This is a genomic window from Pseudomonas sp. TE21394 (genome assembly GCF_054057835.1).
In genome coordinates this window covers 3,225,563-3,239,932 of sequence record NZ_JBSRZR010000001.1, presented here as the reverse complement: position 1 = coordinate 3,239,932, position 14,370 = coordinate 3,225,563, and the positions used below count along the sequence as shown (strand labels likewise).

Below are 14,370 nucleotides of genomic sequence, written 5' to 3'. Positions count from 1 at the left end.
CGCGGGTTATCCTCGAATGGCCCAGAAGGCCAGGCTCAGGCCGGGGAACTCACCGGCGACGTAGAAGGCAAAGCCACCCGAGTGCTGCAACTGCTTCCAGTGCTCGCTGCCCCGGTCGAGTTCGAAGTAGGTGGAACCGGCATGGAACGGAATCTGCCGTGGCGCCACTGGCAACGGCAGCAGGCCGATGCCCGGCAGTTGCAGGTTGACCAGGTCGCGGATGTGCTCCACCGAACCGATCTTGCTCTGTTGGCCGAAGCGGCTGCGCAGGGTCTCGCTGGGGACGTCGGCGCGCACCACCAGGATGAAGCTGGCGCTATCGAGCAGGCTGCGGTCGGCGAGCATGCCCACGTGGATGCCGTAGGCCTTCTCGACGATGGGAATGGCCACCGCCTTGCTGTCGATCAGCGTCGACAAGGCTTCGCGCAAGGCGGCCATCACTGGCGCGAAGGTCGCCGCCAGGTCGTCGTGCTGATAGACCGGGAAGCTGTGTGGGCGCCGGCCATCACGGGTGAAGGTGGCGAACTCGCCGGCCAGCGCCACCAGCTCGCTGTACAGCCGCTCGGGGTGCAGCGGGCTCAGCTGGTTGAGGTGTTCGACCAGCGGCTGGGCGCGGTTGACCAATTGCAGCAGCATGAAGTCGGCAATTTCCGACGCGCCGCCATTGGCCGAGGCGACTACCCTGCCAGCCAGTGCTTCGCCACGCTGGTGCAACAGGCCCAGCAACTCGCCGCAGAAACCGGACAGCTGCTGGCTGGCCGCCACGTCGAGTACCGGCGGGATGTAGCTGTCATCCACCACCAGCGCGCGGTCGGCGCGTTTTTCGCGGATGCGCAGCATGCCGAGGGCAGCGTAGTCGCTCAGGCCGTCCTCGCTGCGCAACAGGCGCAGGGCGCGGCTGCCGAGAGCCAGCGGGGCACGGTTCTCGAACGGCGCGTTGTCGTCACGCACTTCGCTGACCCGGCTGATGTAGCGGGCGCCAGCCACGGCCTCGCCTTCGTCGACGGTGTCGCGGGCCCCGGCCCGCTTGAGCGGCAGCCCCAGGTACAGCACGCCGTCGCGCAGGTCGTCGGGCACTTCCAGCGCTGCCGGCGGCAGGTCGTCGCGGGGGATGTCGAACGGCGTGCCGTCGGGCAGCAGGCCGCGAGCGCTGAGAATCGCCACCTTGCCCTGGGCCAGCAGGCCTTGGTCGAGCAGCAGTTCGGAGAAGCCCCAGGCGGCTACGTTCAACGGGCGGCTGCGGGTATCGACCAAGTGTTCGAGGTAGCGATCATGCTGTTGGAAGTGCTGGGTCGTGATGAACATGCCTTCCGACCAGACCACGCGATTGTTCCAGGACATGGGGACTCCGATTGCCTAGCGGGCAGGTTCAGGTTGGGGGGTGGCCACGGCGCTGCGCACAGCGCGCACATCGAGGCTGATCTGATAGTCGCGCGGCGGCACTGGCAACACGCTGCGCCACTGGGCCTGGTCAATCTCGCGATAGCCGACCACCAGGCCGACCTGGCGAGTGGCGGCATCGAGCGGACGCTCGAGGCGCAATTGCCCGCCCGGTTGCAGCAGCACTTCGTCCTGGTCGATCAGGTCGGCGCCGAGGGTGGCCTGGGCGCGCTCGGCCAATGCGAAGTAATCGGCACGGGCGAAGGCCGCGCTGTTCTTCAGCTCGTACAGGCGCACTCGTACCGGTGCAGGCGCGCCGCCAGGGCCCGGGTTGAGCCCGGCGGCGGCAGTGAAATACAGGGTCACGGCCTGGCTGGCCGGAGCCTTGTCGGCGACGGGGGCAACGGCCTCGTCCTTGCTGCAGGCGCCGAGCAGCATCAGGCTCAGGGCCGCGACCAGTCGTGTTGCTTTCATCCTTGTCCTCATGACGTACGGTGGTCTTCCCGGGCGTGCTCAGCTACGTTGCAAACGGCTGCTGTGGGCCTCGTAGGCGCGGGCGAATTCGCGGCCGAACAGCTCCTGGAAATCATCTTCGGCCTCGCGGGAGATTTGCCCGTAAAGCTCGGTGAACTGCTGCCAGCAGTGCGCCTGGCGCGAGCCACCGAACAGCTTGGCCAGCCCGGCCGCAGGTGCCAGGCGCTGCTCCAGGCGCGCCGGCTGGAAACAGTCGAGCAGGTGCTTGATCGCCGCCTGCACCCCCGCCATCACCGCCAGCTGGTGGGCGCGCAGGTCATCGAAGCTCTCGCGCACGGCCTGGTCCGGCGCCAGGAACGCCTGGTTGCCGTGACGCAGCAACAGCAGCAAGGCCTCGTCGGCATTGGGCGCGAATTTCAGCGGGTTGTTCTGCACCGGGGCGATGGTCGTCTGCTGCATGCGAAACTCGCCCTTCAGGCTGCTGCGCGCACGCAATACGTCGAGCAGGCCCTCGACCATCAAGCGGTAGCTGCGACCGATGGCCTCCATTTGTGCGGCGGCATCGCCGGCGTCGATGCGCAGGTGCTCGATACCAGCGCCACGCAGAAATGCCTGCAGCAACGCGTCGCTGGTCGCGGCCGCAACAGGCGCTGGCGCGCCCGCTGCGCTCGCCGTCGGCTGTGCTGGAACTGCCGGTGCGGCTGGCACCTGCGGCGCCGTCGGTATCGGTGGCAAGGTCGCTGCTGGCGCTGGCACCACGGCTGGCGCCGGTGCCGGGGTCGAGCCGAGCAGGTCCCAGTCTTCCGGGATCATCCCCGGCGCTGCCGCGGCGGCCGGCGCAGCCGGGATCACCGGGGTTGGCGGGCGGAAGTCGTGCTGCTGGGCAGGTACATGGTCAGGCTGGCTGGCTGGCGGCACGCTCGCGGGGCCAAGGAAGTCAAAAATGTCAGGTAGCGTGTCATGGTTCGACGCGCCTTGCAGAAATGCTGCCGGCGCACCGGAAATCGCCGGGGCGGGGACGACCGGGGCGGCTACCTGATTGGCCATCAGCGCTTCGAAACTGTGCGCCTGGGGCTCGCCATCGAGGCTGCCGGGCAAGCTCGCGTCGATGCGCGCCTGAATCTCGTATTCACCGATGCGGATAACTTCGCCATCCATCAGCGGTTCACTGTTACCGCGACGCAAGCGAATACCGGCGCGAATTAATTCCACACCGTTCGTACTGTCATCGGTTAAATAATAGCGCCCATCCTTGAACTGGATCACGCAATGCCTGGCCGACACCAACCGCTCCGGGTCGGGAAGTACCCAGTCGTTGTCCGCCGCACGGCCAAGCGTGATGGCACCGGTTTCCAGCCGCATCTCCGGGCATTGCCCCGGGGTAATCTTGTGGTAACTGGTTATAGTTAGGCAAAGTGCCATCATGCCTCCTTGCATCCGTTTTAAACGTCGATCCATCCATTTGAGGTATTTTCCGCAGCCACTCAAATATTGCTGCACCCCTTGATTCTCGGGGGTTTCGCGCAAAGCACCGACTATACGACGGGTATGCAACGCCACTGCCGAGGCCAGCCGAAGGGAACCGGACGAGCGGTGCTCGGTTACTGCCAACGAAGTCACAAGTGACACTCGGGGACGCGTAGCTTACCTTGACACTCGCGAATAAATAAACCATAAATGCGCAACTTCGAAGTGCCAAAACAATATCACTGTGATATCACGCCGGCACTCTTTGGAAAGTTTGTGCGCCAGTTCACACTTGCAACTTCGCACAACAACACGCCCTCACCAAGGGCCGATAGGGAGATCGAATTCTGGTGAACGCATCGCCGTTGCTCGCCGCTGTTTCCGCTGACTTCCCCTGCGGCGATGACCTCGAATATGACGCCGAGTTTCTGCAACTGGAGCGTGACGCCCAGGGCCGCCCCGAGCGCGTCATGGGCGACGCCATCCAGCCCGCCGAACCGCCACAGTGGCGCGATATCGAGCAAGCCAGCACGACCTTGCTGCAACGCAGCAAGGACCTGCGCATCACCCATTTCCTGCTGCAGGCCAACCTGGCCCTGCACGGCCTCCCGGGGCTGGCCGCCAGCCTGGAGCTGATCCGCGACCTTCTCGCCGAGTACTGGCTGCACCTGCACCCGCAACTGGACGCTGCCGACGACAACGACCCCACGGTACGGGTCAATGCCCTGGCCGGCCTCACCTGCGATACCAACATCGCGCTGCTGCGCGATGCCGTGCTGGTGCGTTCGCGCGCCTTCGGCCCGGTCACCCTGCGCGCGGCCCTGCACGCCGCAGGCGTGCAGCATTTCGCCAGCGAACAGCTCAGTGCCGAGGAACTGGCCGCCGCCCTGCGTGACGCCGACGCCGACCAGTTGCAACAGTGCCAGGAGGCGCTGCGGCTGGCCCGCGAGGCGGTGGACGCCATCGAAAGCCGGGTCAACGACCAGGTCGGGTCGGACCGTGGCATCGACCTGTCGGCCCTGCGTCAGCCGCTGCGCCAGGTGCAGCAGGTGCTGGCTGACTACTGCCCCGACGGCGCCGGCCCGGCCGCGCAAACCGTTGACGCGCCACCCGCCGGGCACGATGACCCGCAGCCGGTGATCACCAGTGCCACCCCGACCGCACGGCCCGCTGCCCGCCCTGGCGAAGTCAACAGCCGCGAAGACGTGCAGCAGAGCCTTGACCGCCTGCTGCAGTACTACGCCCGCCACGAGCCATCGAGCCCGCTGCCGGTGCTGCTGCACCGGGCGAAGAAGCTGGTCAATGCCGATTTCGCAACCATTGTTCGCGACCTGATCCCCGATGGCTGGTCGCAATTCGAGAACCTGCGCGGCCCCGAGGACAACTGACGTCCTCGGCCCGCCTCAACACCGACGCCCGCAACGAACAGCGCCGCCGCATCGGCGACCAGGAGGAACAACGTGGCGAAAGACAGCTCCCAGAAATTCATCGCGCGCAACCGTGCGCCACGGGTGCAGATCGAATATGACGTCGAACTCTACGGCGCCGAGAAGAAAGTCCAGTTGCCGTTCGTCATGGGCGTGCTTTCGGACCTGGCCGGCAAGCCGGCCGAGCCGCTGCCCGCAGTGGCCGAGCGCAAGTTCCTGGAAATCGACGTCGACAACTTCGACTCGCGCCTGAAGGCGATGAAGCCCCGCGTGGCTTTCAACGTGCCCAACGAACTGACCGGCGAAGGCAACCTGAGCCTGGACATCACCTTCGAGAGCATGGACGACTTCAGCCCGGCCGCCGTGGCACGCAAGGTCGATGCCCTGAACCAGCTGCTGGAGGCCCGCACCCAGTTGGCCAACCTGCTGACCTACATGGACGGCAAGACCGGTGCCGAGGACATCATCCTCAAGGCGATCAAGGACCCGACCCTGCTGCAGGCCCTGGCCAGCGCGCCGAAACCCGTCGACAACGAGCCCAAGGCCTGAGGAGACAGCCCATGAACGACCCACTGCGCGACGCCCAGGCCCAGCCGGCCGCTGCCACCCAGGACCCGAGCGAATTCGCCAACCTGCTGCTGCAGGAATTCAAGCCCAAGACCGAACGTGCCAAGGAAGCGGTCGAAAGCGCCGTGCGTACCCTGGCCGAGCAGGCCCTGGCGCAGACCAACCTGGTGTCCAACGATGCCATCGGCTCGATCGAGCAGATCATTGCCGCCATCGACGCCAAGCTGACTGCCCAGGTCAACCAGATCATCCATCATAACGACTTCCAGCAACTGGAAAGCGCCTGGCGTGGCCTGCATTACCTGGTCAACAACACCGAAAGCGACGAGCAGCTGAAGATCCGCGTGCTCAACGTGTCGAAGACCGACCTGCACAAGACCTTGAAGAAATTCAAGGGTACCGCCTGGGACCAGAGCCCGATCTTCAAGAAGCTGTACGAGGAAGAATACGGCCAGTTCGGCGGCGAACCCTATGGCTGCCTGGTCGGCGACTACTACTTCGACCAGTCGCCGCCCGACGTCGAGCTGCTGGGCGAGATGTCGAAGATCTGCGCCTCGATGCACGCGCCGTTCATTGCCGCCGCCTCGCCGACCGTGATGGGCATGGGCTCGTGGCAGGAACTGAGCAACCCGCGCGACCTGACCAAGATCTTCACCACTCCGGAATACGCTGGCTGGCGCTCGCTGCGTGAGTCCGAAGACTCGCGCTACATCGGCCTGACCATGCCGCGCTTCCTGGCACGTCTGCCGTACGGTGCCAAGACCGACCCGGTCGAAGCGTTCGCCTTCGAAGAAGACACCGATGGCGCCGACAGCAGCAAGTACACCTGGGCCAACGCCGCCTATGCCATGGCCGTGAACATCAACCGCTCGTTCAAGTACTACGGCTGGTGCTCGCGCATTCGTGGCGTGGAGTCGGGTGGCGAGGTGCAGGGCCTGCCGGCGCACACCTTCCCCACCGACGACGGTGGCGTGGACATGAAGTGCCCGACCGAAATCGCCATTTCCGACCGCCGCGAAGCGGAGCTGGCCAAGAATGGCTTCATGCCGCTGCTGCACAAGAAGAACACCGACTTCGCGGCGTTCATCGGCGCCCAGTCGCTGCAGAAGCCGGCCGAGTACGACGACCCGGACGCCACCGCCAACGCCAACCTGGCCGCACGCCTGCCGTACCTGTTCGCCACCTGCCGCTTCGCGCACTACCTGAAGTGCATCGTTCGCGACAAGATCGGCTCGTTCAAGGAAAAGGACGAGATGCAGCGTTGGCTGCAGGACTGGATCCTCAACTACGTCGACGGCGACCCGGCGCACTCCACCGAGACCACCAAGGCCCAGCACCCGCTGGCCGCGGCCGAAGTCGTGGTCGAGGACGTCGAAGGCAACCCGGGTTACTACAACTCGCGCTTCTACCTGCGCCCGCACTACCAGCTCGAAGGGCTGACCGTGTCGCTGCGCCTGGTATCGAAGCTGCCTTCGGCCAAAGGGGCCTGACAGCCCTCCGGGGCTGCCTGACAGCCCCAACTGCACCCAACCGCCAACCTGACGCGCAATACCGAGGACATCATGGCTGTAGATATTTTCATCAAGATCGGCGACATCAAGGGCGAGTCCCACGACAAGGGCCACAAGGACGAAATCGACGTGCTCAACTGGAGCTGGGGCATGTCCCAGTCCGGCAACATGCACATGGGTAGCGGTGGCGGTTCGGGCAAGGTCAACATCCAGGACCTGTCGATTACCAAGTACATCGACAAGTCGACCCCCAACCTGATGGCCCACTGCTCCAGCGGCAAGCACATCGACAAGGTCAAGCTGACCGTGCGCAAGGCCGGCGGCGAGAGCCAGGTCGAGTACCTGATCATCAACCTCGAAGAAGTCATCATCAGTTCGCTGAGCACCGGTGGCTCGGGCAGTGACGACCGCCTGACCGAGAACGTGACCCTGAACTTCGCCAAGGTCACCGTCGACTATCAGCCGCAGAAAGCCGACGGCACCAAGGAAGGCGGCCCGATCAAGTACGGCTGGAACATCCGTTCCAACGTCAAGATCTGACCAACCGCGCCTGCGCCGCCTTGGCTGGCGCGGGCGCCTTTTCGTACCCTCACCCGCTCACGGTGAAACCCATGGCCAAGCCTTCTTTCATCAACCTCTGGAATGCCTACCCAACCGACTCCTCGCCTTGCGACGGTGGCTGGGACAACCAGTGCGCCATTCGCATGAGCATCGCGCTCAATGGCGAACATACCATCAAGGTGAATGCCGGCACCTACAGCGACCCCCGCTGTGCCCATGGCCATGCCCGGGGCGCCGAGTCGCTGGCCAACTGGCTGTGGAGGCACCATCTCGGTGCCCCGCTGCAACTGAGTGGTAGCGCGAGCGACCGCCTCAAGCTCAGCGACAAGCGCGGCATCATCTTCTTCAAGGACTGCTTTGCCCGTGCCGGGCAGGCATTCGACAACCGTACCGGCGATCACATCGACCTGTGGGACAGAGGCCGGGTCACGGGCTATTTCGCCGACCAGGCCCATCGTTCCAAGGCCGTCTGGTTCTGGGAGCTGAAATGAACCGTGTGCGCAAAGCCCTGCCGGCCCTGCTGGTCGCGTTCGCCCTGAATGCCTGTGCGCAGGCCCCCGCTCCGTCGTCGAGCATGCCGCCTGAAGTCTCCCTTGGCGGAAAACAGCTGGCGCTGGTGAGCCACGAGGGCCGCTGCGCACTGCGCCAGGCCGACGCTTCGCTGCTGCAACTGGACATGCCCTGGCCCTGCCAGCTCAGCCCCGAGCGCGAGGGCGGCAAGCCTCGCGTGGAGCAGTTCAATGGCGCGCAGATCATCATTGTCAGCCATGTGCAGGCAGACCCGTCGCAACCCGGCCGTTGCGCTAGCCAGTACCAGGCCGTGCGCCAGCTGGGCGAGCGCCTGGAGGCATCCATCGTGGCCCATGGCGGCAGCTGTTCGAACGGCCCTGTAGACCAGAAGAACTTCGTGGGGCTGTTCGAGTGGTAGCCGATATCGCCGCCCGCGACCGTCTGCAGCCCTCGCTGCTGGACCGTCTGACCGACGACGACCCGGGCAACCCGCAGGAGGCCCCGGACAAACGCGTGCTCAGCCTGCACCAGCTCAAGGCCTCGGTCCTGCGCGACCTTGCCTGGTTGCTCAACACCACCTCGCTGCTGGACAGCGCCGCCACCCTGGGCACCCCGGCCGGTGCGTCGGTGATCAACTACGGCCTGCCGGCCCTGGCCGGCAACAGCGCCTCGAACATCGACCTGGCCGCCCTGGAGCGCATCATCCACCAGGCCATCGCCACCTACGAGCCACGTATTCTCGCCCATACCCTCAAGGTGCGTGCCCAGGCCGCCCCCGGCGAGATGAATGCCAACGCCCTGAGTTTCGAGATCGAGGGTGACCTGTGGGCCCAGCCGGCGGCCTTGCCGTTGCTGCTGCAGACCGAGGTGGACCTTGAGTCCGGCCACGTCCGCGTGGCCCCGGCCGAACGCCGGAGGCGTGCATGAACCCGCGCCTGCTGGAGCTGTACAACCAGGAACTGCAGCACATTCGCGAAAGTGCCGCGGAGTTCGCCAAGGAGTACCCGAAGATCGCCGGGCGCCTGACGCTGTCCGGGATCGAGTGTGCCGACCCTTATGTCGAGCGCCTGCTCGAAGGCTTCGCCTACCTTACCGCACGGGTGCAGCTGAAGCTGGACGCCGAGTACCCGACCTTCACCCACAACCTGCTGGAAATCGCCTACCCGCACTACCTGGCGCCGACCCCGTCGATGACCGTGGTACAACTGCAGACCGACCCCGACGAGGGCTCGCTGGCCGCCGGCTTCCGCCTGCCGCGGGACAGCGTGCTGCGCGCCAACCTGGGACGCAACTCGCAAACGCCGTGCGAGTTCCGCAGCACCCAGGACGTTACCCTGTGGCCCTTGCAGGTGGCCCGCGCCGAGTACTTCGGCAACCCCGGCGCGGTGCTCGGGCGCCTGGCCGGCAGCGTGCCACAGGCCCGCGCCGGCCTGCGCCTGACCCTGCGCAGTGGCGCCGAGCTGCCGTTCTGCAGCTTGCCGCTCAGCCATTTGCCGCTGTACCTCAATGGCGCCGACGAGACGCCGTTCCGCCTCTACGAGCAACTGCTGGGCAGCGCCTGCGCAGTGTTCGTGCGCCAACCCGGCGCCGACTGGGTAGAACGCATTCCGCTCGAACAGGCGCTGCGCCCGTGTGGCTTCGACGACCGCGAAGCAGCGTTGCCGGTGGTGCCCCAGGCCTTCCAGGGCTACCGCCTGCTGCAGGAATACTTCGCCCTGCCGCAGCGGTTTTTGTTCGTCGATTTCACCGGGCTGGAGCGGGCGGTCCAGCGCTGCACCGGGCAGACCCTGGAAGTGCTGGTGTTGTTCGAGCGTTTCGAGCAAAGCCTGGAGAGCAGCGTCGGTGCCGGCCAGTTCGTGCCGTTCTGCACCCCGGCGATCAACCTGTTCCCACGGCGCGTCGACCGTCTGCACCTGACCGATCGGGTGCATGAACACCACGTGATCGCCGACCGTACCCGGCCCACCGATTTCGAGATCCATTCGCTGCAGCGGGTTACCGGCCACGGTACCGGCCCGGACCAGGAATTCCTGCCGTTCTACGCCGTGCGCGACCCGTCGCGCTATGGCCGTGACCAGGCCTACTACATCGTGCGTCGCGAGCCGCGAGTGTTGTCCAGCGACCAGCGCCGCAACGGCACGCGCTCCAGCTACATGGGTAGCGAGACGTTCATCAGCCTGGTCGACGGCCAACAGGCGCCCTACCGCCACGACCTGCGCCAGCTGGGTATCAGCGCCTTGTGCAGCAACCGCGACCTGCCCCTGTTCATGAACGTTGGCGACGGGCGCAGCGACTTCAGTCTGGCCGACAGCGCACCGGTCGCTGGTGTGCGTTGCCTGGCCGGTCCCAGCCGGCCCAAGGCCAGCCACGCCCATGACAACCGTGCCTGGCGCCTGATCAGCCAGTTGTCGCTGAACTACCTGTCGCTGGCCGAGCACGGCCAGGGCGCCGCCGCCCTGCGCGAATTGCTGCGCCTGTACGGCGACCCGCAGGACAGCGCGCTGAACCTGCAGATCGACGGCCTGCGCGAGGTCAGCAGCAAACCCTGCACCCGACGCCTGCCGATGCCCGGGCCGATCGTTTTCGGGCGTGGCCTGGAGATTACCCTGACCTTCGACGAAAACGCCTTCCGCGGCACCGGCGTGTTCCTGCTCGGCGCGGTGTTCGAACGGTTCCTGACCCGCTATGTGTCGATCAACAGCTTCACCGAAACGGTACTGCGCACCAGTGAACGTGGCGAGATCATGCGCTGGGCGGCAAAACCGGGGCGCAGGCCGACCTTATGAATACCTTGCAGGCCATGCAGGACGAGCCGTGGGCGTACGACTTCTTCCAGGCGCTGCGCCGCCTCGAGGCGCAGTACCCCGAGCTGCCACGCTTCGGCCATTCGCTGCGCCTGGCCGACGAGCCGGTGCGCCTGGGCCAACGCCTGGACTGCGGGTTCGCCCCGGCGACCTTGGCTTCGGTAAGCGCCGACGGCGAGCAGCCGGCGCGCCTGGAGCAGTTCTTCTTCGGCCTCGGTGGCCCCAACGGGCCGTTGCCGCTGCACCTCACCGAATACATGCGCGAGCGCCAGCGCAACCATGCCGACGCGACCAGCAAGGCGTTCCTCGATGTGTTCCACCACCGCCTGCTGAGCCTGTTCTACCGCGCCTGGGCCGAAGCACGCCCGACGGTCAGCCACGATCGCCCGGGCGACGACTACTGGGCCGCGCGCCTGGCCGCGCTCAGCGGCCGTGGCCAGCCGGAACTGCAGGGCCAGGGCGCGTTGGCCGACACCGCCAAACTGCACTGGTCCGGCCACCTGAGCGCGCAAACCCGCTACCCGGACGGCCTGTGCAGCATCCTGGCCGGGTATTTCGGCGTGCCGGTGAGCCTGGAAGAATATGTCGGCCAATGGCTTGAACTGCCCGAACGCAGCCAACTCGGCGTACGCGCCAACCGCCTGGGCGTGGACCTGTGCCTGGGCCGCTACGTCTGGGACCGCCAGCACAAGTTCCGGCTGTGCCTCGGCCCGCTCAGCCTCGACCAGTACCACGCCCTGCTGCCCGGCGGGCGGGCGTTCGTCGAACTGGCGGCATGGGTCGCCGAATACCTGGGCCAGGAACTGGACTGGGATCTCAACCTGATCCTCGCGCAGGACCAGGTACCTGCGTTGCAACTCAATGCCGGCCAACGCCTGGGTTTCGATACCTGGCTCGGCCACCCTCCGCACGATGCACGCGACCTGAAGCTGGCCCGCTATTATGCCGACCAGCCGGCCGCCGCCCACCACACAAGGAACCAGGACCATGGGTGAAATCAGCCGCGCCGCGCTGTTCGGCAAACTCAACAGCATCGCCTACAAGGCCATCGAGGCCGCCACGGTGTTCTGCAAGCTGCGGGGCAATCCCTATGTCGAACTGGTGCACTGGTTGCACCAGTTGCTGCAACTGCAGGACAGCGACCTGCACCGCATCGTGCGCCAGTTCGATGTCGAGCCGGCGCGCCTGGCGCGCGACCTGACCGACGCTCTGGACCGGCTGCCACGCGGTTCGACCTCGATCACCGACCTGTCCTCGCAGGTGGAAGAGGCGGTCGAACGTGGTTGGGTATACGGCAGCCTGATGTTCGGTGAAAGCCAGGTGCGCAGCGGCTACCTGCTGGTCGGCATCCTCAAGACAGCAAGCCTGCGCCATGCCTTGCTGGGGCTGTCGGGCGAGTTCGCCAAGCTCAAGGTCGAGGCGTTGAGCGAGCGCTTCAGCGAATACGTCGGCGACTCGCCGGAGAACCATCTGGGCGCCACCGACGGCTTCAGTGCTGCGCAGCCTGGCGAGGCCAGCGGCGCCGTGGCGCCGGCAGCGATGGGCAAGCAGGAAGCGCTCAAGCGCTTTACCGTCGACCTGACCGAACAGGCCCGCAGCGGCAAGCTCGACCCGATCGTCGGCCGTGACGAGGAGATCCGCCAACTGGTCGATATCCTCATGCGCCGCCGGCAGAACAACCCGATCCTCACCGGTGAAGCCGGTGTCGGCAAGACCGCCGTGGTCGAAGGCTTCGCCTTGCGTATCGTCGCCGGCGACGTGCCGCCGGCACTCAAGGACGTCGAGCTGCGCAGCCTGGACGTCGGCCTGCTGCAGGCCGGCGCCAGCATGAAAGGCGAGTTCGAACAGCGCCTGCGCCAGGTGATCGAGGATGTGCAGGCCTCGCCCAAACCGATCATCCTGTTCATCGATGAAGCCCATACCCTGGTCGGTGCCGGTGGCGCCGCCGGCACCGGCGATGCGGCCAACCTGCTCAAGCCGGCACTTGCCCGTGGCAGCCTGCGCACGGTAGCGGCAACCACCTGGGCCGAGTACAAGAAGCACATCGAGAAAGACCCGGCCCTGACCCGCCGCTTCCAGGTTGTGCAGGTGGACGAGCCGAGCGAAGCCAAGGCCCTGCTGATGATGCGTGGGGTGGCCTCGACCATGGAACAGCACCATCAGGTGCAGATCCTCGACGAAGCCCTCGAGGCCGCGGTCAAGCTGTCGCATCGTTACATCCCGGCGCGCCAGCTGCCGGACAAGTCGGTGAGCCTGCTCGATACCGCCTGCGCACGCGTGGCCGTCAGCCTGCACGCGGTGCCGGCCGAGGTCGACGACAGCCGCCGACGCATCGAGGCACTGGAAGTCGAACAAGCGATCATCGCCCGTGAAGCCGCCATTGGCGTGCCCACCGGGCAGCGCCAGGCCCAGGCCGACAGCCTGCTGGCCGAGGAGCGCCAGCGCCTGGCCGCCCTGGAAAGCCGCTGGGCCGAGGAAAAGGCCCTGGTCGACCAGCTGCTGGCCACCCGCGCCCAACTGCGCGAGCAAGCCGGGGTGGTCGACCAGGACGCTGCCGTGCCAGGCAACCCTGAGCTGCGCGAAACGCTTGCCGACCTGCAGCAGCGCCTGAGCGCCCTGCAAGGCGAGAACCCGCTGATACTGCCGACCGTGGACTACCAGGCAGTCGCCTCGGTGGTAGCCGACTGGACCGGGATTCCGGTGGGGCGCATGGCGCGCAACGAGATCGAGACCGTGCTCAACCTCGACAGCCTGCTGGCCAAGCGCATCATCGGCCAGGACCATGCGCTGAGCATGATCGCCAAGCGCATCCAGACCTCCCGCGCCGGCCTCGACAACCCGAACAAACCAATAGGCGTGTTCATGCTCGCCGGTACCTCCGGGGTGGGCAAGACCGAAACCGCGCTGGCCCTGGCCGAGGCGTTGTACGGCGGTGAGCAGAACCTGATCACCATCAACATGAGCGAGTTCCAGGAGGCCCACACCGTCTCGACCCTCAAGGGCGCCCCACCCGGCTACGTCGGTTACGGCGAAGGCGGCGTGCTGACCGAGGCCGTGCGCCGCCGGCCGTACAGCGTGGTGCTGCTGGACGAGGTGGAAAAGGCCCACCCGGACGTGCACGAGATCTTCTTCCAGGTGTTCGACAAGGGCGTGATGGAGGATGGCGAAGGCCGCCAGATCGACTTCCGCAACACCCTGATCCTGCTCACCACCAACGCCGGCACCGAGCTGATCGCGCGCACCTGCAGCGACCCGCAGGCCCTGCCCGACCCGGAGGCGGTGGCCAGCCAGCTACGCCAGCCGCTGCTGGAGATCTTCCCGCCGGCGCTGCTCGGGCGCCTGGTGACCATTCCCTACTACCCGCTCAGCGACGCCATGCTCAAGGCCATTACCCGCCTGCAGCTGGAGCGCATTCGCAAGCGCGTGGAAGGCACGCACAAGGTCGGCTTTGCCTACGACGACGAGGTGGTGGAGCTGATCGTCTCGCGCTGTAGCGAAACCGAAAGCGGTGGCCGCATGATCGACGCCATCCTCACCAACGGCCTGCTGCCGGACATGAGCCGCGAATTCCTCACCCGCATGCTCGAAGGCAAGCCGCTGGCCAGTGTGCGCATCAGCCGCCGCGACAATGACCTGCACTATGACTTCGGCGCAGCCGACTGACAGGAC

Annotated in this window: 13 protein-coding genes; 10 read left to right on the top strand and 3 right to left on the bottom strand. The window is 66.2% G+C overall.

The annotated features are described in order from the left end of the window. Positions 1-6: 6 nt before the first annotated feature. The 3 genes from tssK to tagH are packed head-to-tail and all read right to left on the bottom strand — an operon-like array spanning position 7 to position 3,276. A complete protein-coding gene (gene tssK / locus ACVWZT_RS14920; RefSeq protein ID WP_457470041.1) occupies positions 7-1,341 on the bottom strand; it encodes a type VI secretion system baseplate subunit TssK in 1,335 nt (444 codons plus the stop codon). A 15-nt stretch (positions 1,342-1,356) separates the two neighbouring features. Then, positions 1,357-1,854, bottom strand: coding sequence for a type VI secretion system lipoprotein TssJ (tssJ, locus tag ACVWZT_RS14915; protein WP_296234012.1), 498 nt, complete (start codon positions 1,852-1,854; stop codon positions 1,357-1,359). A 39-nt stretch (positions 1,855-1,893) separates the two neighbouring features. Continuing rightward, positions 1,894-3,276 (bottom strand): type VI secretion system-associated FHA domain protein TagH, encoded by a 1,383-nt coding sequence (gene tagH, locus ACVWZT_RS14910; RefSeq protein WP_457470038.1) that lies wholly within the window; start codon positions 3,274-3,276, stop codon positions 1,894-1,896. 395 nt (positions 3,277-3,671) lie between these two features. On the opposite strand from tagH, the gene tssA reads away from it, so the two are divergent. The 10 genes from tssA (at position 3,672) to tssH (ending at position 14,364) form a co-directional block, all read left to right on the top strand. Then, positions 3,672-4,709 carry a type VI secretion system protein TssA gene (gene tssA, locus ACVWZT_RS14905; protein WP_457470036.1) on the top strand — a complete coding sequence of 346 codons (1,038 nt, stop codon included), beginning with the start codon at positions 3,672-3,674 and terminating at the stop codon, positions 4,707-4,709. 72 nt (positions 4,710-4,781) lie between these two features. Continuing rightward, positions 4,782-5,297: a type VI secretion system contractile sheath small subunit gene (gene tssB, locus ACVWZT_RS14900; RefSeq protein ID WP_170031684.1), complete on the top strand. Its 516-nt coding sequence runs from the start codon at positions 4,782-4,784 to the stop codon at positions 5,295-5,297. An 11-nt stretch (positions 5,298-5,308) separates the two neighbouring features. After that, positions 5,309-6,805, top strand: a complete 1,497-nt coding sequence (tssC, locus tag ACVWZT_RS14895; protein WP_170031687.1) for a type VI secretion system contractile sheath large subunit — start codon at positions 5,309-5,311, stop codon at positions 6,803-6,805. A 72-nt stretch (positions 6,806-6,877) separates the two neighbouring features. Further along, the gene (locus tag ACVWZT_RS14890) at positions 6,878-7,366 is read left to right on the top strand and encodes an Hcp family type VI secretion system effector (protein WP_200627376.1); all 489 of its coding nucleotides are present in this window, start codon (positions 6,878-6,880) and stop codon (positions 7,364-7,366) included. A gap of 71 nt (positions 7,367-7,437) precedes the next feature. After that, positions 7,438-7,878, top strand: a complete 441-nt coding sequence (locus tag ACVWZT_RS14885) for a type VI secretion system amidase effector protein Tae4 (protein ID WP_296234005.1) — start codon at positions 7,438-7,440, stop codon at positions 7,876-7,878. Next, positions 7,875-8,315 (top strand): hypothetical protein, encoded by a 441-nt coding sequence (locus ACVWZT_RS14880; protein WP_457470033.1) that lies wholly within the window; start codon positions 7,875-7,877, stop codon positions 8,313-8,315. Before ACVWZT_RS14885 ends, ACVWZT_RS14880 begins: the two co-directional genes overlap by 4 nt. Then, a complete protein-coding gene (gene tssE, locus ACVWZT_RS14875; protein WP_170031699.1) occupies positions 8,309-8,824 on the top strand; it encodes a type VI secretion system baseplate subunit TssE in 516 nt (171 codons plus the stop codon). The genes ACVWZT_RS14880 and tssE overlap by 7 nt, the downstream gene beginning before the upstream one ends. Further along, positions 8,821-10,683 carry a type VI secretion system baseplate subunit TssF gene (gene tssF / locus ACVWZT_RS14870; RefSeq protein ID WP_296234000.1) on the top strand — a complete coding sequence of 621 codons (1,863 nt, stop codon included), beginning with the start codon at positions 8,821-8,823 and terminating at the stop codon, positions 10,681-10,683. The genes tssE and tssF overlap by 4 nt, the downstream gene beginning before the upstream one ends. Next, positions 10,680-11,696, top strand: a complete 1,017-nt coding sequence (gene tssG / locus ACVWZT_RS14865; protein ID WP_296233998.1) for a type VI secretion system baseplate subunit TssG — start codon at positions 10,680-10,682, stop codon at positions 11,694-11,696. Before tssF ends, tssG begins: the two co-directional genes overlap by 4 nt. Beyond that, the gene (gene tssH, locus ACVWZT_RS14860) at positions 11,689-14,364 is read left to right on the top strand and encodes a type VI secretion system ATPase TssH (RefSeq protein ID WP_457470030.1); all 2,676 of its coding nucleotides are present in this window, start codon (positions 11,689-11,691) and stop codon (positions 14,362-14,364) included. Before tssG ends, tssH begins: the two co-directional genes overlap by 8 nt. The last annotated feature ends 6 nt before the right edge of the window (positions 14,365-14,370 follow it).

Bases quoted from the DNA above. Each gene is read 5' to 3' on its own strand.
- tssK (WP_457470041.1), bottom strand. From the start codon at position 1,341: ATGTCCTGGAACAATCGCGTGGTCTGGTCGGAAGGCATGTTCATCACG.
- tssJ (WP_296234012.1), bottom strand. From the start codon at position 1,854: ATGAAAGCAACACGACTGGTCGCGGCCCTGAGCCTGATGCTGCTCGGC.
- tagH (WP_457470038.1), bottom strand. From the start codon at position 3,276: ATGGCACTTTGCCTAACTATAACCAGTTACCACAAGATTACCCCGGGG.
- tssC (WP_170031687.1), top strand. From the start codon at position 5,309: ATGAACGACCCACTGCGCGACGCCCAGGCCCAGCCGGCCGCTGCCACC.
- ACVWZT_RS14890 (WP_200627376.1), top strand. From the start codon at position 6,878: ATGGCTGTAGATATTTTCATCAAGATCGGCGACATCAAGGGCGAGTCC.
- ACVWZT_RS14885 (WP_296234005.1), top strand. From the start codon at position 7,438: ATGGCCAAGCCTTCTTTCATCAACCTCTGGAATGCCTACCCAACCGAC.
- ACVWZT_RS14880 (WP_457470033.1), top strand. From the start codon at position 7,875: ATGAACCGTGTGCGCAAAGCCCTGCCGGCCCTGCTGGTCGCGTTCGCC.
- tssF (WP_296234000.1), top strand. From the start codon at position 8,821: ATGAACCCGCGCCTGCTGGAGCTGTACAACCAGGAACTGCAGCACATT.
- tssG (WP_296233998.1), top strand. From the start codon at position 10,680: ATGAATACCTTGCAGGCCATGCAGGACGAGCCGTGGGCGTACGACTTC.
- tssH (WP_457470030.1), top strand. From the start codon at position 11,689: ATGGGTGAAATCAGCCGCGCCGCGCTGTTCGGCAAACTCAACAGCATC.